This is a genomic window from Kribbella sp. CA-245084 (assembly GCF_050942355.1).
GTDB lineage: Bacteria > Actinomycetota > Actinomycetes > Propionibacteriales > Kribbellaceae > Kribbella.
In genome coordinates this window covers 8,255,039-8,274,815 of record NZ_CP192053.1, presented here as the reverse complement: position 1 = coordinate 8,274,815, position 19,777 = coordinate 8,255,039, and the positions used below count along the sequence as shown (strand labels likewise).

The following is a 19,777-nucleotide window of genomic DNA, read 5'->3' as shown; positions in this document are numbered from 1 at the left end:
AGCTTAGTGTGCACGCTTCCGTCGTCGTCCCCGGTGCCTGAGCCGGAGTACGCCCCACAGGAGCAGCGCAGGCAACCAGAGCGCCAGCAGCCACGGAAGCCGCCACCAGCCGGAGCCGCCGTCAAGGTTCGGCTGCTCGGGCGCCACCAACGGCCGCGCGGAGTTGGACCAGGCGAGGAACGCGTCCCCGATCGGCACCGCGCCGAACGCGTACCGCTTGGTCTTCAAACCGGAGAGCGGAAGCCCGAGCAGCTCGCCCTCCCGCCCGAGCCGATCGCCGAGCGGATCGTTGTGCACCCGCGCGGCGCCCACCGCGACCACCGTCGCCGACAGGCTCATCCCGAGCACCAGCGGCCCGGAATCAACGTCGCCCTTGCCGCCGGTGCCCTTCGGGTACTCGCGGACGCCGATCCCGGTGACGAACTTGTCCTTGAAGATCTCGTACTGCGCTCGGGCGAACGTCGGGTCGATGTCGACCAGGAAGCGCTGGATCATCGCCTGCGACGAACCGCGCGCACCGGACACCTGCGGCGCCACCTGATGCGGGAGCAACCCGGTCGCCGGGTCCAGCTTGGTCTTCGCCATCGTCACCCAGTTCCGCGCGATCTGCCCGAACCGCGGCGCGACCAAAGCGTCGTACTGGCGGAGTGAGGCGATCGCGACGATCGAGTCCACCGGCCAGGCCTGACCCGGGTACGACGCGAGGAACGGCGTCGTCGCGGTCCGGAACGCGGTGGCGAGCTCGACCGACTCGCTGGTGAATGTGTCCAGCTCGGCCGCGTCGGAGTGGCCGAGGGCGATGAGACCGCCACGCAGCCAGTTCGTCCACCCCGCGTAGAAGACGCCGTACTGCGGTTGCAGCGACGGGTCGAAGGGCGCCGTACCGTCCGTGGACGCGAGTCGGTCGAGGGACCAGCGGACCTCCGCGGTCGCGTCGGCGGACCGCGCCGAGTCCTCGAGTCCGACCTGGACCCAGCTGAGCCCGTACAGCACGTTCAGGAAGAAGTACCCCTCCGGAAACTGTTTCTGCGCAGCTCGATCCGCTCCGTCCTCGATCTCGGCCCGCAGGAATGCGAGCTGCTTGATCACGCCGTCGGTGGGATCAAGAACCAGACGTGCGGTGCCCACCCCCGCCACGAGGGTGGCGATCACCGCTACGCCGATCACGAGCTTGCGCAGCACCCGCACCAATCTAGGGCCCGTTCGGCGACTACTGGGAGTCGCCGAGGTGACGTTCAGGTGCCCGTGTCAGGTGCCTAGCGTCGATTCCCGGGGGATGAGACGGGTGGGGAGCTCCATCGGGCCGGGATGGGCCGAGCCGGCGATCGCGTCGAGGAGCAGATTCGCCGTCCGGCGGCCGAGCTCCTCCAGCTCCATGTCGACGGTGGTGAGCGGCGGCCGGCTCGCGAGCGCCATCACCGACCAGTTGTCGTAGCCGGTGACCGCGATGTCGTCCGGGACCGAGCGGCCCAGCTCGCGCAGGCGGTCGCAGACCCCGCGGGCGATCTGGTCGCTGCCGCAGGCGATCGCGTCGACGGCGGGTTGGGCACGGAGCAGTACGTCGACCGCGTGCCTGCCCCAGCGTTCGCTCCACTCGCCGTGCAGAGGCTCGCCGGCGAACGCGTCACCGGCCGCCTCGACAGTTGCGGCGGCGCGGACCTGCGCGCTGTGGTGGGAGTCCGGCCCGGTGACATGCGCGATCCTCGAGCGGCCGAGCGACAGCAGGTGCCGCACGGCCGAGGCGGCGCCGCCATGGTCGTCGACGATCACCGACGTGTCGTCCGGATCGGTCGACGGGCTGAACGCGTAGATGACCGGGATCGGTACGTCGATCGGCGCGCGCGGCTCGGTCCGGCGACCGGTGACGATGATGCCGTCGACCCGGCGGGAGACCAGCGACTTCAGGTAGTGCTGCTCGCGGAGCGGGTCGTCGCGGGTGTCGCACAGCACGAGCGCCATCTCGCCGGCGCTCAGCGCGTCCTCGGCGCCGAGCATGATCGGGATGCTGAACCGGCCGGAGCTGTCGGTCGTGATCAGCCCGACTGTGAAGCTCCGCCCGGACGACAACGCCCGGCCGCGGCTGTCGGGCGTGAATCCGAGCTGCTCGGCGGCCCGGCGTACTCGCTCGCGGGTCTCCTCGCGGAGCTGGCCGGTGTCGTTGAGCGCCTTCGACGCCGTGCTCGTGGAGACACCCGCCAACGCGGCCACGTCGGTGATCCGCGGCTGTGAGCGCAGCGGTGACGCCATCCGGCAACTCCTTTCCGAGGTTTCCGGGAGTCTAGCCCGAAGGGTTGACCGCCGCCATCATCCGCTCTACCTTCGTGCAGGAAAACGTGTTCCGGATTTTCCTAACTCAGGAGCCACGACATATGAGCGCAGCCACCCGCAGCCCGGCCGCCACGACCAAGGGGCGCCGGCGCCCCCTCGGACTCGGCCAGGCCACGATCACCGGCGGCTTCTGGGCGCCGCGGCAGACCCGCAACGGTCTCGATGCGATCCCCAGCGGCCAGGACCAGCTCGAGAAGGCCGGCAACCTGCAGAACCTCCGCCTGGCCGCCGGCATCGGCGAGGGCGAGGCGATCGGTCCGGTCTTCGCCGACTCCGACGTCTACAAATGGCTCGAGGCCGCGGCCTGGGAGTACGGGCGCACTCCCGACGAGGACCTGCTCAAGCGCATCCGCGATCTGACCGCGGTGGTCGCGGCCGCGCAGCGCGAGGACGGGTACCTCGACTCGGTCGTCCAGCTCCGGTACGGCGATGAGGGGCGCTACCAGCAACTCGTCTGGAGCCACGAGCACTACTGCGCCGGCCACCTGATCCAGGCCGCGGTTGCCCAGGTCCGCTGCACCGGCGATACCGCGCTGCTCGAGGTTGCGACCAAGCTCGCGGATCATCTGGTGGCGACGTTCGGCGACGGCAAGACCGTTGACGTCGACGGTCACCCGGTGATCGAGATGGCCCTGGTCGAGCTTTATCGAGAAACCGGTACGGCGGCGTACCTCGATCTGGCCAAGTGGTTCGTCGAGGCGCGCGGGCACGGGATCATCGAGAACCACGGGCACTCGCCGACGTACTTCTCCGACCGTCTCCCGGTCCGCGAGGCGACCACGGTCGAGGGGCACTCGGTCCGCGCGGTCTACCTGGCCGCGGGCGCGACCGACGTCGCGCTGGAGACCGACGACGCGGAGCTGCTCGAAGCGCTGAAGCGGCAGTTCGACCACATGTGGTCGACGAAGACCTACGTCACCGGCGGTCTCGGTGCACGCTGGGAGGGCGAGGCCTTCGGCGACGAGTACGAGCTGCCGGCGGACCGCGCGTACGCCGAGACGTGTGCGGCGATCGGCGGCATCCAGTGGGCGTGGCGGATGCTGCTCGCGACAGGCGAGGCGTCGTACGCCGACGCCATCGAGCGGATGCTCTACAACGGCTTCCTCGCTGGTGTGTCGTTGTCCGGCACGGAGTACTTCTATGTGAATCCGCTGCAGTTGCGTGGGGCTGCGCACCCGGACAACGGGCGGAGTCCGGCGCACGGTCGACGCGGCTGGTTCGACTGCGCTTGCTGCCCGCCGAATATCATGCGCACCTTGTCGAGCCTCGACGGCTACCTGGCGACGACCACGGATGACGCGATCCAGATCCATCAGTACGCAACTGGTGTGATCGGCGACTTGCAGGTGGAGACGGCCTACCCGTGGGACGGCACAGTCCACATCACGGCTCCGGAAGCGACTGTCGTCGAGCTCCGCATTCCTGCGTGGGCAGAAGGTGCCACCGTCAACGGCGAGCCGGCCCAGCCCGGCACCTACGCCCGCGTCGCCGCCACCGACATCGTCCTCGAGCTACCGCTGCAGTCCAGGGTGGTCGGAGCAGATCCTCGGATCGACGCGGTTCGCGGTTGTGTTGCTCTCGAACGCGGCCCGCTGGTGTATGCCGTCGAGCAAGTGGACAACTCCGCCACCGTGGACGACCTGCATCTGTTGCCGGAGGCACCTACTGCCGAGGCGTCGGATCTTCTGGGCGGGGTGACTGTGCTGAAGGCCCAGGGACGTGTAGGTACAGGGCACAAGCCAGGGTGGTCGTTCGAGCCCGGCGTTGACGACTCGACCGGGGATGCTGTCGAGGTGACCGCGGTTCCGTACTACGCGTGGGCCAACCGGGAGATCGGTGCCATGCGTGTCTGGCTGCCCAGGGGCTGATTGTGGTCACGCGTCGGCAGTTCCTCGGCCTTGCGGCCGGAGCGACCACGGCCGGTCTGCTCCCGGGCTGTAGCTCGGTCCTGCCCGAACCCGACGTCCAGGCGGCGGGTTTCGGGCAGGAGGCCACCGGCACCGTGCAGGTGTGGTGCCGGGCGGCGACCCAGACCGGTCTGACCGACCTGGTGAAGAAGTTCAACGCGTCCCAGGACCGGCTGACCGTCGAGCTGACGCCGGTCCTGGACGCGCAGTACGTCACCAAGCTGGCGACCGCGATCCGCGGCCGGAGTGTGCCGGACCTGGTCGACATCGACGACATCAACTCGATGCTGTTCATCTATCGCGGCGCGTTCACCGATCTCACGGAACCGCTTGCCGCACTGGACTTCCGGGACAAACTCAGCCCGGGCCACCTGCGGCTGGCAACGAAGAACGAGCGCGTGTACGGCGTTCCGTACCTCGCGGACAACTCGATGTTCTGGTTCAACACCGAGCTGTGCGACCGCGCCGAGGTCGATCCGGACGAGGCGGTGAAGTCGTTCGACAACCTGCTCGACGCGGCCAAGAAGCTCCGCAAGCTCGGCGACGACATCTACGCGTGGAGCTTCCCGGCGAACAGCCCGGGCGCGCTCGGGTTCGTCGTACAGCCGATGGTCTGGGCCGCCGACACCGACCTGATCCAGGGCACGATCGGCAGCCAGTCCGGGCACATCGTCGGGAACGACGTCGTCCAGCGGATGCTCGAGCTGCACCAGAAGCTGTGGACGGACGGATTGGTGCCGAGGGCAAACTTTTCCGACGACGCGTCCCGGTGGGGCAGCGACTTCAGAGCCGGCAAGATTGGCATCTTCCCGTCGAACTACAGCGTGGTCGTGTCCGGGTCAGACGATGCGTTCCACAAGAAGGTCACGCCGCGGCTGCTGTCCGGGCCTGACGGCGGTGCGGCGTTCTTCGACGGCGGCGACAACATGTGTATCCCACGCGGGGCTCGGAATGCATCGGGGGCGTGGGAGTTCGTGCGGTTCGCGCTGGATCTGCCGCAACAGATCGATCTGCCCGCCGGTGGCTATACACCGGTGCGGTCGGATGCGCGGACTGCGGAGTTCGCGAAGAAGTATCCGCTGGCGACCCTGCCACTGGAGCGCATCCAGGAGGGGTACGCGCCGACCACGCTGTCCTACAACCTCCTCTACAACCAGCCGGACGGGCCGTGGCTGCAGATGTTCCGCCGCGCCGTGTTCGACGGCGAACTGGAGGCCGCCATGAAGGAAGCCCAGCAGAACTACGACCGGATCCTGAAGCAGGGGCAGGCATGAGTACGCCGCGCTCGTCCTTGACGCACCCGGGACGCACCGGGTTGTTGTTGGTCACCCCCGCGGTTCTCTTCGTCGGCGTCTTCGTGCTCGTGCCGTTGGGGTTCGCGTTGGTGATCTCGCTGACCAACTGGCCGCTGATCGGCTCGGTGAAGTTCAGCGGGCTGAAGAACTACACCGCGATCGTCTCCGATGCCGCCTTCGCCAAGTCCGTCCTCTACACGCTGCTCTACACGGTCATCGTGACCGGGCCGATCCTGGTGCTCGGCTACGCCCTCGCGGTCCTGGTACGTCGCAAGCGCCGCGGCTCGACGTTTCTGCGAACGGTCTTCTTCCTCCCGTTCGTCGTCGGACTGTCGACGCTCAGCTTCGTCACGGTCCTGGAGGCGCAGCCGGAGAGCGGCGTGATCAACATCGTGCTGAAGAAGCTCGGGATCACCGACGGTACGACGGCCTGGCTGGTGGACGGGCCGCTCGCCACCGGACTGATCTGCGTACTGGTCATCTGGGCGGTCAGCGGGCTGACGATGATGCTGCTGATGGCCGGCATGCAGGCCATCCCGCGGGAGTACTACGAGTCGGCCGAGCTCGACGGCGCCGGCTGGTGGAAGACCGAGCGGGAGATCACGATCCCGATCCTGCGACGCACGATCGCGATGGCCGTGATCATCTCCGTGATCGGATCGCTGCTCGCGTTCTCGCAGTTCTACATCCTGACCCGCGGCGGTCCGGGGACCGACACCACGACGGTGGTCCAGTACATCTACAACCGGGCCTTCGTCCAGCTACAGCTCGGTGCCGCGACCGCGCTGTCGATCGTGCTCGTCATCGTGGTCGGCCTCGTCACCGCGGCCCAGTTCCGGCTGCTTCGGGAGAAGGACTGATGAGACTCAAGAACACCTTCTATGTGATCGGCGGCGGCGGCGCCTTCCTGGTCTTCGCCGTACCGTTGCTGTGGGCACTCTTCCGGTCGGTGCAGCCGAACGACGTGATCGTCGCGGCGCCGAACGCATCGACGTTCTTCCATCTGACCTGGGACAACTTCCGGACGCTGATCGAGGGACCGGGCAACTTGGTCCGGGCTGTCGGCAACAGTCTGATCGTTGCCCTGAGCACCGCCATCCTGACGGCGCTGCTGGCGACGTTCGCGGGGTACGGCTTCGCGCGGTTCCGGTTCCGGAGCGCGCCGGTACTGTTCGCACTCGTGGTCGTGTCGATGATGATCCCGTTCCAGGCGATCCTGACCCCGCTGTACCTGGAGATGAATACGCTCCGGCTGACGGACAGCCTGCTCGGGCTCGTGCTGTTCTATACGACGGTCAACCTGCCGTTCGGCGTCTTCGTGATGCGGAACTCGTTCGCCTCGGTCCCGGTCGAGCTCGAGGACTCGGCCCACGTCGACGGCTGCGGCACGTTCCGGATGCTCGGCTCGGTACTTCGCCCGTTGATCATGCCGGGCGCGGCGACCGTCGCGCTCTACGCGTTCCTGGCTGCTTGGACAGAGTTCCTCGGAGCACTCACGTTCCTGACCAAGGAGAGGCTCTACACGCTGCCGGTCGCGTTGGTGAACGTGCAGGCCGGCGCGTACGGCGAGATCAACTTCGGCTCACTCGTCGCCGGCGCGGTGATCGCGATGATCCCGTGCGTGGTGCTGTACATCGGTCTCCAGCGCTTCTACGTCAGCGGGCTGGCATCGGGAGCTGTCAAAGGCTAGGGCGGATCTCGTGGTCGGAGTGGGCGGTGGCGTGGGCTTCGCCGACCTGGCGGCACAGGGCCATCAGGTCGTCCTCGTTCAGGACGTGCTGCTTGGCCTTCGGGCCAAGGTCGGTGATGTGGTCGCGGGCGCGGAGCAGTCGCTGGAAGACCCGCTCGCGCTCGTCCGGGTCGTCGGTGTACTCCGGGTCGAGGTACGCGTTGGCGTCGCGGCGGATGTGGGCCATCGCGGTCTGCGTCCGCCCGCGGGTGCTGAACAGTGAGGCGAAGATCGTGATCAGCAGGACGACCAGGATCACCGCGAGCGAGAGGCCGGTGCTGATCTCGACCACCTCGACGTGCTCTCCGCCGTTCACGAACGGCAGGTTGTTCTCGTGCAGCGCGTGCAGGATCAGCTTGGCGCCGATGAACATCAGGATCGCGGCGAGTCCGAACGACAGGTAGATCAGCCGGTCCAGCAGGCCGTCGAGCAGGAAGAACAGTTGCCGTAGGCCGAGCAGGCTGAACGCGGTCGCGGTGAAGACGACGTACACGTTCTGGGTCAGGCCGAAGATCGCCGGGATCGAGTCGAGCGCGAACAGCAGGTCGGTGGCGCCGATCGCGACCATCACCAGCAGCATCGGCGTCAGCATCCGGCGGCCGTCGACCACGGTGGTCAGCCGGTCGCCGTCGTACTCCTCGCTGGTGCGGAAGAGGCGTCGGGCCAGCCGGACCACGATGTTCTGCGCCTGGTGTGACTCCTCGGTCTCCGGCTTGAGCATGTTTCCGGCGGTCAGCAGCAGCGCGACCCCGAACAGGTAGAACACCCAGGAGAACGTGTGCAGCAGCGCCGAGCCGGCGAAGATGAACCCGGCCCGGGCGATCAGGCTGACCACGATCCCGACCAGCAGCACCTTCTGCTGGTTCTCCCGGGGCACCCGGAAGCCGGTCATGATGATCAGGAACACGAACAGGTTGTCGACCGAGAGCGCCTTCTCCGTGACGTACCCGGCGAAGTACTCCGAACCCATTTCGGTGCCGCCGAGGACCAGCGCGCCGAGACCGAACAGGACCGCGATCCCGACGTACAGCGCGGACCAGACCGCGGCCTCGCGCAGCGTCGGGACGTGCGCCGACCGGACGTGGAAGAAGTAGTCGAACAGCAGCAGGCCGACAATCGCCAGCAAGGTCAGCACCCAGACCAGCGGGGACACCGTCATGTCGTAACCCAACCATGGCGGGCTGGCGGGATTCCCGAGTTGTCGTAAATTTGCCTAAAAGGCATCTTTGCTCTTTCGGCAACTTCTGCTACCGTCGGATCATGGCCGAAGGGTTGCGGGAGCGGAAGAAGCAGGAGACGCGGATCGCGTTGAGCTGGGCGGCCGTCCGGCTCGCCGTCGAGCGCGGGTACGGCGCGGTCCGGATCGAGGACATCGCCGCGGAGGCCGGGGTCTCGCTGCGGACGTTCCGCAACTACTTCGACAGCAAGGCGGACGCGATCGCCGCGCGCGAGGTGGATCGCAGCCTGAAGATCGCCGAGGAGCTGCGCGCCCGGCCCGCCGACGAGCCGCTGTGGGTGGCGATCCGGGCCGCGATCGAGGCCCATTTCGCGCTCGGTGCGGAGGGCCACGGCGGACGGACGCCGCCGGACGAGCAGTGGGTCAAGGGCATCCGGTTGATGATGACCGAGCCTGCGCTGCAGGGTGCGATCGTGCTCGCCTACGCCCGGGTCGGCGAGGAGCTGGCGGCCGCCATCTCCGAGCGGACCGGCATCACCGGGATGTACCCGCGGCTCGTCGCCGACGTGATCGGTGCGGCCCGAGGGGTCGTGATGGCCGAGTGGATGCGGGCCGATCCGCCCCGCTCGATCGCCGACCTGCTGACCGAGGCGCTCGACCAGATCGAGGCCGGCCTGCCAGTGCCTGAATAAACCAACTTCTTGATTCCCCCGGTCAGTCGCCGGGGTGGTCAGTCATGCCTATGGAGGAACGTCATGGATGCCGAAGTCGTCATTGCCGGGGCCGGACCGAACGGCCTCATGCTCGCCATCGAACTGCGCTTGGCCGGGGTCCAGCCGCTGGTGCTGGAGCGGCTGCCCGAACCGAACTCCACCCCGCGGGCCAACGGCCTCGTCGGCCAGGTCGTGCGGATGCTCGACCGACGCGGGCTGTACGAGCCCCTCGCTGGTACGCCGGGTCCGCCGCAACCACAACCGGCGTACATCTTCGGGGCCATGGAGCTGCCGCTCGCCGGGCTCGAGGACAACCCGGTCTATATGCTGCCCGTGCCCCAGGTCCGGGTCGAGGCTGTACTCCGCGAGCGGGCGCTGGAACTCGGCGCCGAGATTCGTCCGGGTCATTCGCTGACGGGTCTGGCGCAGGACGCGGATTCGGTCACGGTGGAGGTCGCTGGTCCCGACGGTGTGTACGAGCTGCGGACCCGCTATCTCGTCGGCGCCGACGGCGGCCACAGCCTCACCCGCAAGCTGGCCGGTATTGATTTCCCCGGCGTGACGAACGACCGCATGGTCTCCCGTACGGCGAGTGCGCTGGTGCCTGCTGAGCTGATCGATCCGTCTGGCGCGCTGAGGATCCCGGGGTACGGCGTGATCCCGCCGTTCATGCACCACCGGACGGAGCGCGGGATGTTCGTGTTCGCGCCGTTCCCCGGGCGTTCTGCGGTGAGTACGGGTGAGTGGGACGATCCTGCCGATGACGTCGAGATGACGTTCGAGGAGCTGCAGGCGAGCGCCGATCGCGTGCTTGGTGTGCATCTCCCGCTGACACCGCCGGAGGGTGACGGGCCTCGGCTGCTGCGCCGGCTTGTCGGCGGGAACAGTCGGTTGGCGGATCGGTATCGCGAAGGTCGGGTGCTGCTGGTCGGAGATGCTGCCCACGTTCACTCGGCGATGGGCGGGCCTGGGTTGAACCTCGGGTTGCAGGATGCGATCAACCTCGGCTGGAAGCTGGCGGCGGAGGTTCAGGGGCGCGCGCCGGCGGGGCTGCTCGACACCTATGAGTCCGAGCGGCGGCCGGTCGGCGAGCGGGTCGTGATGCAGACGCAGGCGCAGACCGCATTGGTTGCTCCGGGCAATGAAGTGACGGCGTTGCGGGAGCTGTTCGGTGAGCTGCTGACCGAGCCGCGGAACGTCCAGCGGATCGCGGAGCTGATCACCGGCGCGGACATTCGGTACTACGACGGGCCCCACCCACTCATCGGCCGCTGGGCGCCAGACCTCACGCTGGAGGTTCCCGAGTTACCATCGCCCGCCCGCGCCGAGTCCGCCTCGGCCTCCGGGTCGGCTCTGGGCTCCTCCTCATTCCCTGCGTCGGTTCGGTTGGCCGAGCTGATGCGCCCTGGCCGCCCGCTCCTCGTGGACCTGACCACGGACGGCGCCTTCGCCACAACCGACGTACCTGCTGGGGTGGACGTGGTCACCGGCCGCGGCGATCGTCAGATCGCTCTGCTCATTCGACCCGACGGGTATGTCGCATGGGCCGCGGAGCACGACGGGGTTGTCGAGCGAGACGGTCTACGGGACGCGCTCGCTGTTTGGTTTCAGGCGCGGCCTTTGACGAGTGCGACGAGGTAGCGGCACGGCGCCGTACCCGGGTTGTGGAAGGTTGTCGCCGAGGGTGGGCCGAGCTGTAGGCAGTCGCCGGGCTGCAGTTCGTGGACCTGTGGTCCTTCGTGGAAGCGGAGCTGGCCGTCGAGGATCCAGAGCTGCTGGTATTTGAAGATGTACGCGTCGGCCGGGTAGGAGACCGATGCGCCGGCCGGGAGCTCTACCTCGACCAGTTCCAGCGGTGATTCGGTCACCGGGGACACCGCGCGGCGGTGGTACCCGGTGACCGGGTCCGTCCAGACAGGCTGGTCTTGTGCTCGTCGCAGCAGCTCGCCGGTGTTCTCCGCGCGGGCGACGAGCTCGGACAGCGTCATGCCGAGTGCTCCCGACAGCTTCCCCAGCAGTACGGCGGTGGGCTGCGCCTCGCCGCGCTCGATCTTGCCGATCATCGCTCGCGATACTCCGGATCGCTCGGCCAGTGCGTTCACGGACAGGTCCTGCGCCGTGCGGGCCTGCTGCACGGTCGCGGCCAGAGAGCGAGACAGATCGTCAATCACGTTGCCACTATAGCGGCAGTTGTGGCTACTATCGTGCCATGGTTCAGGTTAGAGACGCCTCGGCAGCCGACGCCGAGGCCTGCGCGGCGATCTACGCCCCCTACGTCACCGACTCCGCCATCACCTTCGAGATCGACCCGCCTGGCGTTGCTGAGATGGCCTCGCGGATCGCTCAGGCCCAGTCGACCCATGCCTGGCTGGTCGTCGAGGACGAGGATCGCGTCATCGGCTACGCGTACGGCGGCCCGATGAAACCGCGCGCGGCGTACCGCTGGTCCTGCGAAGTCAGCGTCTACCTAGAACCGGGCCGCCGCCGCACCGGCGCCGGCCGCGCGCTCTACGAGGCTCTCTTCACCCGCCTCACCGCCCGCGGCTACCGCACCGCCGTAGCCGGCATGACCCTCCCGAACCCAGCCAGCGAAGGCCTCCACAAGTCCCTAGGCTTCGAACCAATCGGCACCTACCGAGCCATCGGCTGGAAACTCAACACCTGGCACGACGTCGCCTGGGTCCAACGCCCCCTAGCAACCCACCCCAACCCACCCCAGGAACCCAGCTAGCTGGTAGACCCCCGCGTGCTACGCAGCCGCTCTGTCGTCGCTCCGCTCCTCCGCCGCAACTGCTATGCCCGCCCCCACCCGCCCCCCGGCTCATCGCCGGTGCATCCTTTCCGGCTACCGCCGGACTCCGCGTGCTACGCAGTCGTTCTTCGTCGCTCCGCTCCTCAGCCCGCCAGCTACGCGCGCTCCTACCCACCTCCGGCTTATCCCCCAGGTGCAGCCATTCGGCGCTAGCTCTTCGTCGGGTCGGTCATTGGGGGGCAGGCTTTGCCTGGTTTGGTTGCTAGTTCGAAGTGCCAGATTTCGTTGGTGAGGGTTTGGCAGAGGCCGTAGCGGTTGCCGTGGCGGGAGAGCCAGTCGTCGGCGTTGGTGGGGCCTATGTCTACGGCGTGGCCGGTTACGTGGTGGGACGCGTCGGGTTCGGCGACGTACTCGAGGGCCTTCTTCTTGCTGCCGTATTTGCGGATTGCCTTGTCCAGCAGCTCTTCCTGGTACTTCTTGCTTCGCCAGCCCGTGGTGACCTGCATCTTGATGCCGTCGTCCTGCATTGCGGTTTCGGCTTGCTGGACAGCCTTGCGGAGCGCCGGGTCGAGCTTGGCGATGCCGGGCAGATCGGTGTCGTACGCCGACGTGTGGTCGGGGAGTACGCCGTCTGCCGAGCGGGGTGGGCCGCTCGAGCCTGACGTCGACGGGGTTGCGTCGTCCTGGGCCGAGGCCGCCGTACACGAGGCCAGCCCCAGACAGGTGACTGCGGCAACAATCGCCACGACGGTGGTGCGGTGATCGGTGAGCATGCTGACAGTTCATCCAAGGCGATGTTGCGAGAGCGTCTGTAAATCCGGATACGTTTTCGATACGCCCGGCCTGGTTCAATGGGTGGTATGCGGGTGCTAGTCGTCGAGGACGAGGTCTATCTCGCCGAGGCGATCCAGGCGGGGCTGCGGCTGGAGGCGATCGCGGCCGATCTGGCGTTCGACGGCAGCGCCGCGCTCGAATCCGTCACGGTCAACGCGTACGACGTGGTCATCCTCGACCGCGACCTGCCCGGCATCAGCGGCGACGAGGTCTGCCGGCAGATCGTTGCGCAAGGCATCGGATGCCGGGTGCTGATGCTCACCGCGGCAGGAGATCTCGACGACAAGGTCGCCGGGTTCGAGCTCGGCGCCGACGACTACCTGACGAAACCGTTCGAGTTGCGCGAGCTCGTCGTACGCCTTCGGGCTCTGGTACGACGGCCCGCTGCCGCCACGCCGACGGTGATCGAGTACGCCGGGGTGCGGCTCGACCCGTACCGGCGCGAGGTGTACCGCTCCGGGCGCTACGTGAAGCTCGCGCGCAAGCAGTTCGCCGTACTGGAGGTGTTGATGGCGGCGCGCGGCGGGGTCATCAGCGCGGAAACGCTGCTGGAGAAGGCCTGGGACGAGAACGCGGACCCGTTCAGCAACTCGGTCCGGCTGACGATCTCGGCGTTGCGGAAGCGGCTGGGTGATCCGTGGGTCATCCACACCGTGCCGGGCGTCGGCTACCGAATCGGTGAGCCATGAGCGACGAACGGCTGATGACTTGGCGGCCGCGGCTGACGGTTCGGCTGCGGTTGACGCTGAGCTACGCGGGTCTGCTGGTCGTCGCCGGCGCCGTGGTCGCATGCATCATCTGGCTTGTCTTCCGGATCGTGCCGAACTACCCGCTCACAGCCGCCAACCCGCGCGACCAACAGCCCGCGCCGACCCGCGGCGAGATCCTCCACCTGGTGGTAACGCTGTCCGGATGGGCGCTGGGAGTCCTGGCGATCATCGGGCTCGTCGGCGGGTGGTTCCTCGCGGGCCGGATGCTGAAGCCGCTGCAGGACATCACCGCCGCGGCGCGGAAGGCGGCGAGCGGCTCGCTGGATCATCGGATCGGGCTGACCGGGATCCGGGACGAGTTCACCGATCTGTCCGACACGTTCGACGAGATGCTGGAGCGGTTGCAGCGGTCGTTCGAGCAGTACCGGCGGTTCGCGGCGAACGCCTCGCACGAGTTGCGGACGCCGCACGCGGTGATGAAGACGATGCTCGACGTGGCGCAGGCGGATCCCGAGCATCAGGACGTGCCGCAGCTGGTGAAGCGGCTGGCGGAGACCAATCAGCGCGGGATCAACATCGTTGAAACGCTGCTCAGTCTGACCGCGCTGAGCAACCGGGAAGTGGAGCTGGACCCGGTCGATCTGGCCACGGTACTGCGGTCCGCGTGGCCGGCTCTGTCGTCGGAGGCGGCCGAGGCTGGGGTGCGGCTCTCGTCCGAGCCCCAGGAGGCCGTTGTAGAGGGCAACGATGTGTTACTGCATCAACTGGTAACCAATCTGGTGCAGAATGCGATCCGGCACGGTGGTGGCGCCGTCGTCGTCACGGTCGCCCGGGGGAGTCTCGTCGTACGGAACGACGGCGCGGTGCTCGACCCGGCCGTGGTGCGGACGTTTGTGGAGCCGTTCGCGAAGAGCAGGTACGGCGCGGGGCACGGGCTGGGGTTGGCGCTGGTGGATCGGATCGTCGAGGTCCATCACGGGCGGCTCGAACTGGTCGCGAACGTGGACGGCGGGCTGACGGCGACCGTCGTACTGCCTGAGGCTCGCATCGATACCTGACCCGGCAAGCGGTTGGCCCGGTCTGCGGGAGAGGATGGTGCGGTGAGTGACGAACGGCCTTCAGCCGACCACGAGGTGACCGTACGACGTGCCGTCGAGGAGGACGATGCCGCGCTGCTCGCGATCGAGCAGGTGTCGTGGGACGCGTCGTCGGGCTTCCCGTCGTACCAGGAGAATCTGAAGGACACGTTCTTCGCGCGCAGCGGTCCGGAGGCGCACCTGGTCGCGGAGTACGACGGCGAGGTGGTCGGGTATCTGCGCTTGCAGGACAAGTACCCGTTCCCAGAAGGCGCCGGCGTCCTGACGATCAACGGCCTCGCGATCGCGCCCACGGCGCGACGGCTCGGCGCGGCATCCGCGCTGCTGGACGCGGCGACAGCCGAGGGCGTACTGCGCGGCGCCCGCAAGATCTCACTCCACGTCCACAGCACCAACACCGCCGCCCGCACCCTGTACGAACGCCACGGCTACATCATCGAAGGCACCCACCCCAACGAATTCCTCATCGAGGGCGCCCTGATAGCCGCCCTCGACATGGCCAAAATGCTCTAACGGCTGATGCTTGGGCCGTAGTAGTCCCAGACTGACGTCGACGCCGGAACGTACACGCGATACCTGCGAGTCCGACCGGGGTAGTAGGTGTACGCCGCCTGCCCGCTGGCATTCGTGGTGGTGTACGCGAGACCCTTCCAGGTCGTCGTACCGATCTCCTGGTACTGCAGCAGGAGTTTGCGGCCGGCCCAGCGGGAGTAGGTGTCGGTCTTCGGGTTGAAGTACCAGACCGTCGTCAGGAACGCGGTCCTCGTGCCTTTCCGTCCGGCATTCACGCTCGCCGACGAGCCGAACCTGACCTCAGAGTAGGCAGGCAGCAGGGTTGCGACCTTCTGGTTGTTCTGGTCGACGCCGCCGGAGGCGTCGCCCACCCAGGTGACCTTGCCGACCGGAACGAACCCCGTCGACAACGAGATGCCCGGGCACGTGCCGTTCTGGCAGAGAACGGTCTCGCCGTTGCCGTTCTTGAAGGTCGCCGCCCAGGCACCGCGGACCATCGTGGCCGGACAGTCGCTCCCGAGCGGAACGGCGTAGTGCGTGTTTGCCGCAGTCATCGCGAGCCTGGCCGGCACCTTGAACGAGCAGGTAGCCGCCGCGACGCGCGCGGTGGCCGCCTGGCTCGGTTGGATCGTGACAAGGCTGGATGCCATCAGGGCAAGCAGAGCCAGCGTCGTCTTGTAGAGCTTCAAGAGTTCCCCCTCTTGGAAGTGTGTGGGGGAACGCTAGCGGACTACGGGTTGAGGCCGTGGTTGCGGAGCCAGGGTTCGGGGTCGATGGGGGCGCCGCCGCCGGGGAGGACCTCGAAGTGGACGTGGGGGCCGGTGGTGTTGCCGGTCATGCCGATGCGGCCGACCATCGAGCCGGCCTGGACCGAGTCGCCGACGGAGACGTCGAACTCTTCCATGTGGCTGTACGACGTGACCGTGCCGTCGGCGTGACGCACCTTCACCTGCCGGCCGTACGCGCCTTCCCAGTCGGCCTGGATGACCTCGCCGGCCATCACCGAACGGACCGGCGTACCCATCGGGGCCGCGAAGTCGAGGCCCGTGTGGTTGTGGGCCCAGCGGCCGCCGGCCTGGTTGAAGCGGGCGGTCAGGTGGTACCCGGTCGTCGGGAGGACGATCTTCGGCGCGGCCTTCGCAATGGCGGCCGCCTTCGCGATCGCCTCCTGCTTCGCCACGGCCAGGGCCTTGGCCGAGGCAGCTGCCTTCTTCGCCGCGGCCGCCTTCGCCGCCGCCAGGGCGAGTGCCCGGCGCTGCGTCAGCGTCGCGTTCGCGGCCAGCTTCGCGGCGCGCTGCTTGGCGGCCTTGTCGGCCGCTGCCTTCTGACTTGCCGCTAGCGACAGGTCGATCCGGGACGCATCGCGGGACCCGAGGTCCCGACGGTCGATCCGGGCCGAGGTGAGAGCGCCGGCCTGTGAGGGGCTCAGGCCGGTGCCTTCGTTCGCGGCGGCCGGACCGGCGGCCGACGAGCTGAGCCCGACGGCGGTCGTACCGGCTGCGGCAGCCAGAGCGGCGGTCAGACCGATCAGCTGGGTACGGCGGGTTGCGAGTCGACTGAGTGAGCGGTGCTTGGCCACCCGGCGCGGGGCAGTCGGACGACGTGATGCCGGCCGATCAGCTTCCGGCACGTCTTGGTGCGTAGGCACGAGAAAACCTTCCAGGGAGGGGCGTTCGCCGTTGAGGGGGTACGGCGACCTCAACGACCATAACGAGGAGATCTCAAACGCCTCAAACACAGGTTGCGACTAGATCAACGAAATCGAACACACTGGGTAAGGCCGTCCTGCCGCCGTGTGCACACTCAGGCGTGAACCTGCCCAGTGAAGACTCAACTATCGGCGTGACGCGGATCACCGCCCGATTGGCGCCGAGCAGGCCCTCCGGACCGGTATAAGCCGTCCATATATTGAGAGCTTTGTCGACCGACTTACTAAACTTTCAATGGCGTCCCATACTGAAATGACACGAGCGACGAGAGGAGACGGGGATGACGCGCAAGCCGCCGTACTACCGCCTCCACATCGACCTTCTCCGGGTCTCCAGCGCGCTGTGTCTGCGCTGACCTGAACCCTTTCTCGTACCGCTGAGACGTCCCGTTCCGGACGTCCGCGAAGCCTGCCCACCGCCAGGGAGTCTCATCGTGTCCACCACGTCAGTCACGTCTGTGTCCGGTACATCCGGCCCGCCGATGTCCGCAGTACCGCTTGAAGCCGACCTGCCCGTTGTCGCCCGCCGGCATCCGTGGCGCTGGGTCGGTGTCGCCGTTGTGCTCGTCCTGCTGGCGATGTTCGTGCACGGTCTCGCCACCAACCCGGGCTGGGATTGGCCGACGTTCTTCGAGTTCTTCGCCACCAGGACGATCTTCTCCGCGCTCTGGGTGACCGTGCAGCTGACCGTGTACGGCACGGTGCTCGGGTTCGTGCTCGGTGCGGTCCTCGCGTCGATGCGCTTGTCCAGTAGCCCTTTCCTGCAAGTAGTTGCCTGGGGCTACATCTGGGCCTTCCGCTCGATCCCGCTGATCGTGCAGCTGCTCTTCTGGTTCAACATCGCGTACCTGTACAAGGAGTTGAGCATCGGCATCCCGTTCGGCCCGGAGTTCGTGCACTTCAGTACGAACGACCTGTTCGGTCCGCTCGGTGCCGCCGTACTCGGGCTCGCGTTGCATCAGGCCGCGTACGCCGCGGAGATCATCCGCGGCGGGATCATCTCGGTCGACGCCGGCCAACTGGAAGCGGCGGCGGCGTTGGGCATCCCGCGCATCCGGCAGTTCTTCCGGATCGTGCTGCCACAGGCGATGCGGTCGATCCTGCCGAACGGTGCGAACGAGGTGATCAGCCTGTTCAAGGGCACGTCGATCGTGTCGGTGATGGCGATCCCCGAGCTCTTCTACCAGGTGCAGGTGATCTACGGCCGCAACAGCCGCGTCGTACCGCTGCTGATGGTCGCGACGGTCTGGTACATCGTGCTGACCACGCTGCTGTCGATCGTGCAGTACTACGTGGAGCGCCGCTTCGCGCGAGGTACGACGCGATGATCGACGTCAAGGGTGTGCACAAGAGCTTCGGCGAGCTCGAAGTACTGAAGGGCATCGACCTCGACGTACCGGCGGGCGCGGTCACCGTGATCCTCGGGCCGTCGGGATCGGGCAAGTCGACGCTGCTGCGGTCGATCAACCATCTGGAGAAGGTGGATCGCGGGCTGGTCCGGATCGACGGCGAGCTGATCGGGTACAAGCGGCGCGGCGACAAACTGCACGAGTTGCGCGAGCGGGAGATCCTGCGGCAGCGGTCGCAGGTCGGGTTCGTGTTCCAGACCTTCAACCTGTTCGGGCACCTGACCGTGCTGCAGAACGTGGTCGAGGCTCCGGTGTCCGCGCAACGGCGTAAGCGCAGCGAGGTCGAGCCGTACGCGCGGGAACTGCTCGAGCGGGTCGGGGTCGCCGACAAGGCCGACGTGTACCCGCGGCAGCTGTCCGGCGGGCAGCAGCAACGCGTCGCGATCGCTCGCGCGCTGGCGCTGAAACCGAAGGTCCTGCTGTTCGACGAGCCCACCAGTGCGCTCGACCCGGAGCTGGTCGGCGAGGTCCTCGACGTGATCAAGGAGCTCGCCCGCGACGGCGCCACGATGGTCGTCGTCACCCACGAGATCGGCTTCGCCCGCGAGATCGCCGACACGGTGATCTTCATGGACGACGGCCGGATCGTCGAGTCGGGTGCACCACGCGAGGTGCTCGACAACCCTGTCCACGAGCGCACGCGCGCATTCATCTCGAAGGTTCTCTGATGAAACGGCTTCTTGTCCTTTCCCTTGCGCTGCTCACCCTTGCCGGCTGCGGCGCGCAGGCAACCGCTGCCTCGGACACCGGCGTGAATGCGTCGGCCGAGCAGAACCGGGTCACCACCACTCGCAGCGATGCCGCTGCCGCATTGCTGCCGGCCAAGGTTCGCGATCGCGGGACGTTGATCGTCGGCGGCGGGTTCGGGTCCGGCAGCGTGCCGCTCGGGTTCTATGCCGATGACAACAAGACCCCGATCGGTCTCGAGGTCGACATCGCGTACCTCGTCGCCGAGGCGCTCGGGCTGAAGCCGGAGATCGAGGTGACGAGCTGGGAGAACCTGTTCGTCGGGCTCGACTCCGGCAGGTACGACGTGGGGTTCTCGAACATCACCGTGACGGAGAAGCGGAAGCAGAAGTACGACTTCGCGACGTACCGCAAGGACGACATCGCGTTCGAGGCGAAGAAGGGCGGCAGCTGGCGGGTCGCCGGCGGGAAGGACATCGCCGGGAAGACGATCGCGGTCGGGTCCGGGACGAACCAGGAGAAGATCCTGGTCGACTGGAACGAGGCGAACGTCAAGGCTGGGTTGCCGGCAGCAACGATCAAGTACTTCCAGAAGAACACCGACACGTACCTGGCGCTGAGCTCCGGGCGGATCGACGCGTACCTCGGGCCGAATCCGTCGATCGCGTACCACGTGAAGACGTCCGGCGAGATCGAGACGATCGGGAAGTTCTCCGGCGCCGGGCCGACGCTGCAGGGGCTGATCGCTGCGACGACCAAGAAGGACGACGGGCTGGTGAAGGCGTACCAGGCGGCACTCAACGCGGTGATCGCAGACGGCAGCTACGCCAATGTGCTCGCCCGCTGGAACGTCTCGAACGAGGCGGTCAGCACTTCGGAGATCAACCCTCCCGGCCTCCAACTGACGAGCTGAGGACG

At 67.4% G+C, this 19,777-nt stretch carries 21 protein-coding genes; 14 read left to right on the top strand and 7 right to left on the bottom strand.

The genetic code is table 11. The annotated features are described in order from the left end of the window. Positions 1-3 precede the first annotated feature (3 nt). The gene (locus tag ACQPYH_RS39660; protein WP_432882494.1) at positions 4-1,182 is read right to left on the bottom strand and encodes a hypothetical protein; all 1,179 of its coding nucleotides are present in this window, start codon (positions 1,180-1,182) and stop codon (positions 4-6) included. A 66-nt stretch (positions 1,183-1,248) separates the two neighbouring features. Next, entirely contained in the window at positions 1,249-2,247 is a 999-nt protein-coding gene (locus ACQPYH_RS39655; protein ID WP_432882491.1) for a LacI family DNA-binding transcriptional regulator, read from the bottom strand. Between the two features lie 122 nt (positions 2,248-2,369). On the opposite strand from ACQPYH_RS39655, the gene ACQPYH_RS39650 reads away from it, so the two are divergent. Genes ACQPYH_RS39650 through ACQPYH_RS39635 form a run of 4 tightly spaced genes read left to right on the top strand, consistent with a single transcriptional unit; the run spans position 2,370 to position 7,220 of the window. After that, the gene (locus tag ACQPYH_RS39650; RefSeq protein ID WP_432882488.1) at positions 2,370-4,196 is read left to right on the top strand and encodes a glycoside hydrolase family 127 protein; all 1,827 of its coding nucleotides are present in this window, start codon (positions 2,370-2,372) and stop codon (positions 4,194-4,196) included. Between the two features lie 2 nt (positions 4,197-4,198). After that, on the top strand, positions 4,199-5,509 hold the full coding sequence (locus ACQPYH_RS39645; RefSeq protein ID WP_432882485.1) for an extracellular solute-binding protein: 1,311 nt from the start codon (positions 4,199-4,201) through the stop codon (positions 5,507-5,509). Further along, entirely contained in the window at positions 5,506-6,390 is an 885-nt protein-coding gene (locus ACQPYH_RS39640; RefSeq protein ID WP_432882482.1) for a carbohydrate ABC transporter permease, read from the top strand. Before ACQPYH_RS39645 ends, ACQPYH_RS39640 begins: the two co-directional genes overlap by 4 nt. Further along, positions 6,390-7,220: a carbohydrate ABC transporter permease gene (locus ACQPYH_RS39635; RefSeq protein WP_432882480.1), complete on the top strand. Its 831-nt coding sequence runs from the start codon at positions 6,390-6,392 to the stop codon at positions 7,218-7,220. The genes ACQPYH_RS39640 and ACQPYH_RS39635 overlap by 1 nt, the downstream gene beginning before the upstream one ends. Here ACQPYH_RS39635 and ACQPYH_RS39630 read toward each other — a convergent pair. Continuing rightward, a complete protein-coding gene (locus tag ACQPYH_RS39630) occupies positions 7,210-8,418 on the bottom strand; it encodes a TerC family protein (protein ID WP_432882477.1) in 1,209 nt (402 codons plus the stop codon). The genes ACQPYH_RS39635 and ACQPYH_RS39630 overlap by 11 nt on opposite strands. Before the next feature lie 101 nt (positions 8,419-8,519). Here ACQPYH_RS39630 and ACQPYH_RS39625 point away from each other — a divergent pair, with 101 nt between their 5' ends. Both ACQPYH_RS39625 and ACQPYH_RS39620 read left to right on the top strand, forming a co-directional pair. Beyond that, positions 8,520-9,128 (top strand): TetR family transcriptional regulator, encoded by a 609-nt coding sequence (locus ACQPYH_RS39625; protein WP_432882474.1) that lies wholly within the window; start codon positions 8,520-8,522, stop codon positions 9,126-9,128. Between the two features lie 63 nt (positions 9,129-9,191). Further along, on the top strand, positions 9,192-10,790 hold the full coding sequence (locus ACQPYH_RS39620; protein ID WP_432882471.1) for an FAD-dependent monooxygenase: 1,599 nt from the start codon (positions 9,192-9,194) through the stop codon (positions 10,788-10,790). Here ACQPYH_RS39620 and ACQPYH_RS39615 read toward each other — a convergent pair. Beyond that, the gene (locus ACQPYH_RS39615) at positions 10,757-11,320 is read right to left on the bottom strand and encodes a helix-turn-helix domain-containing protein (RefSeq protein WP_432882469.1); all 564 of its coding nucleotides are present in this window, start codon (positions 11,318-11,320) and stop codon (positions 10,757-10,759) included. The two genes, ACQPYH_RS39620 and ACQPYH_RS39615, sit on opposite strands and share 34 nt — an antisense overlap. 38 nt (positions 11,321-11,358) lie before the next feature. Between ACQPYH_RS39615 and ACQPYH_RS39610 the strand changes: the two genes are divergently transcribed. After that, on the top strand, positions 11,359-11,880 hold the full coding sequence (locus tag ACQPYH_RS39610; RefSeq protein WP_432882467.1) for an N-acetyltransferase family protein: 522 nt from the start codon (positions 11,359-11,361) through the stop codon (positions 11,878-11,880). A gap of 230 nt (positions 11,881-12,110) precedes the next feature. Here the strand turns inward: ACQPYH_RS39610 and ACQPYH_RS39605 are convergent, their stop codons facing one another. Next, positions 12,111-12,674 carry a M15 family metallopeptidase gene (locus tag ACQPYH_RS39605; RefSeq protein ID WP_432882464.1) on the bottom strand — a complete coding sequence of 188 codons (564 nt, stop codon included), beginning with the start codon at positions 12,672-12,674 and terminating at the stop codon, positions 12,111-12,113. Between the two features lie 87 nt (positions 12,675-12,761). Between ACQPYH_RS39605 and ACQPYH_RS39600 the strand changes: the two genes are divergently transcribed. From ACQPYH_RS39600 to ACQPYH_RS39590, 3 genes are read left to right on the top strand one after another with little or no spacing between them, the layout of a single operon-like run. Further along, on the top strand, positions 12,762-13,424 hold the full coding sequence (locus ACQPYH_RS39600) for a response regulator transcription factor (RefSeq protein ID WP_432882462.1): 663 nt from the start codon (positions 12,762-12,764) through the stop codon (positions 13,422-13,424). Then, positions 13,421-14,503 (top strand): sensor histidine kinase, encoded by a 1,083-nt coding sequence (locus ACQPYH_RS39595; protein ID WP_432882460.1) that lies wholly within the window; start codon positions 13,421-13,423, stop codon positions 14,501-14,503. Before ACQPYH_RS39600 ends, ACQPYH_RS39595 begins: the two co-directional genes overlap by 4 nt. Before the next feature lie 42 nt (positions 14,504-14,545). Beyond that, positions 14,546-15,055, top strand: coding sequence for an N-acetyltransferase family protein (locus ACQPYH_RS39590; protein ID WP_432882458.1), 510 nt, complete (start codon positions 14,546-14,548; stop codon positions 15,053-15,055). On the opposite strand, the gene ACQPYH_RS39585 is transcribed toward ACQPYH_RS39590, so the two are convergent. Together ACQPYH_RS39585 and ACQPYH_RS39580 are read right to left on the bottom strand one after the other, a co-directional pair. Continuing rightward, on the bottom strand, positions 15,052-15,744 hold the full coding sequence (locus ACQPYH_RS39585) for a hypothetical protein (RefSeq protein ID WP_432882455.1): 693 nt from the start codon (positions 15,742-15,744) through the stop codon (positions 15,052-15,054). The two genes, ACQPYH_RS39590 and ACQPYH_RS39585, sit on opposite strands and share 4 nt — an antisense overlap. A 41-nt stretch (positions 15,745-15,785) precedes the next feature. Next, positions 15,786-16,703: a M23 family metallopeptidase gene (locus ACQPYH_RS39580; RefSeq protein ID WP_432882453.1), complete on the bottom strand. Its 918-nt coding sequence runs from the start codon at positions 16,701-16,703 to the stop codon at positions 15,786-15,788. Positions 16,704-17,044: 341 nt separating this feature from the next. Between ACQPYH_RS39580 and ACQPYH_RS39575 the strand changes: the two genes are divergently transcribed. The 4 genes from ACQPYH_RS39575 to ACQPYH_RS39560 all read left to right on the top strand — a co-directional run bounded on the left by ACQPYH_RS39575 (position 17,045) and on the right by ACQPYH_RS39560 (position 19,772). Then, positions 17,045-17,119 (top strand): putative leader peptide, encoded by a 75-nt coding sequence (locus tag ACQPYH_RS39575; protein WP_355483003.1) that lies wholly within the window; start codon positions 17,045-17,047, stop codon positions 17,117-17,119. A gap of 78 nt (positions 17,120-17,197) precedes the next feature. Continuing rightward, the gene (locus ACQPYH_RS39570; RefSeq protein ID WP_432882451.1) at positions 17,198-18,091 is read left to right on the top strand and encodes an amino acid ABC transporter permease; all 894 of its coding nucleotides are present in this window, start codon (positions 17,198-17,200) and stop codon (positions 18,089-18,091) included. After that, positions 18,088-18,840: an amino acid ABC transporter ATP-binding protein gene (locus ACQPYH_RS39565; protein WP_432882448.1), complete on the top strand. Its 753-nt coding sequence runs from the start codon at positions 18,088-18,090 to the stop codon at positions 18,838-18,840. The genes ACQPYH_RS39570 and ACQPYH_RS39565 overlap by 4 nt, the downstream gene beginning before the upstream one ends. Then, positions 18,840-19,772: an ABC transporter substrate-binding protein gene (locus ACQPYH_RS39560; RefSeq protein WP_432882445.1), complete on the top strand. Its 933-nt coding sequence runs from the start codon at positions 18,840-18,842 to the stop codon at positions 19,770-19,772. Before ACQPYH_RS39565 ends, ACQPYH_RS39560 begins: the two co-directional genes overlap by 1 nt. Positions 19,773-19,777: the final 5 nt, after the last annotated feature.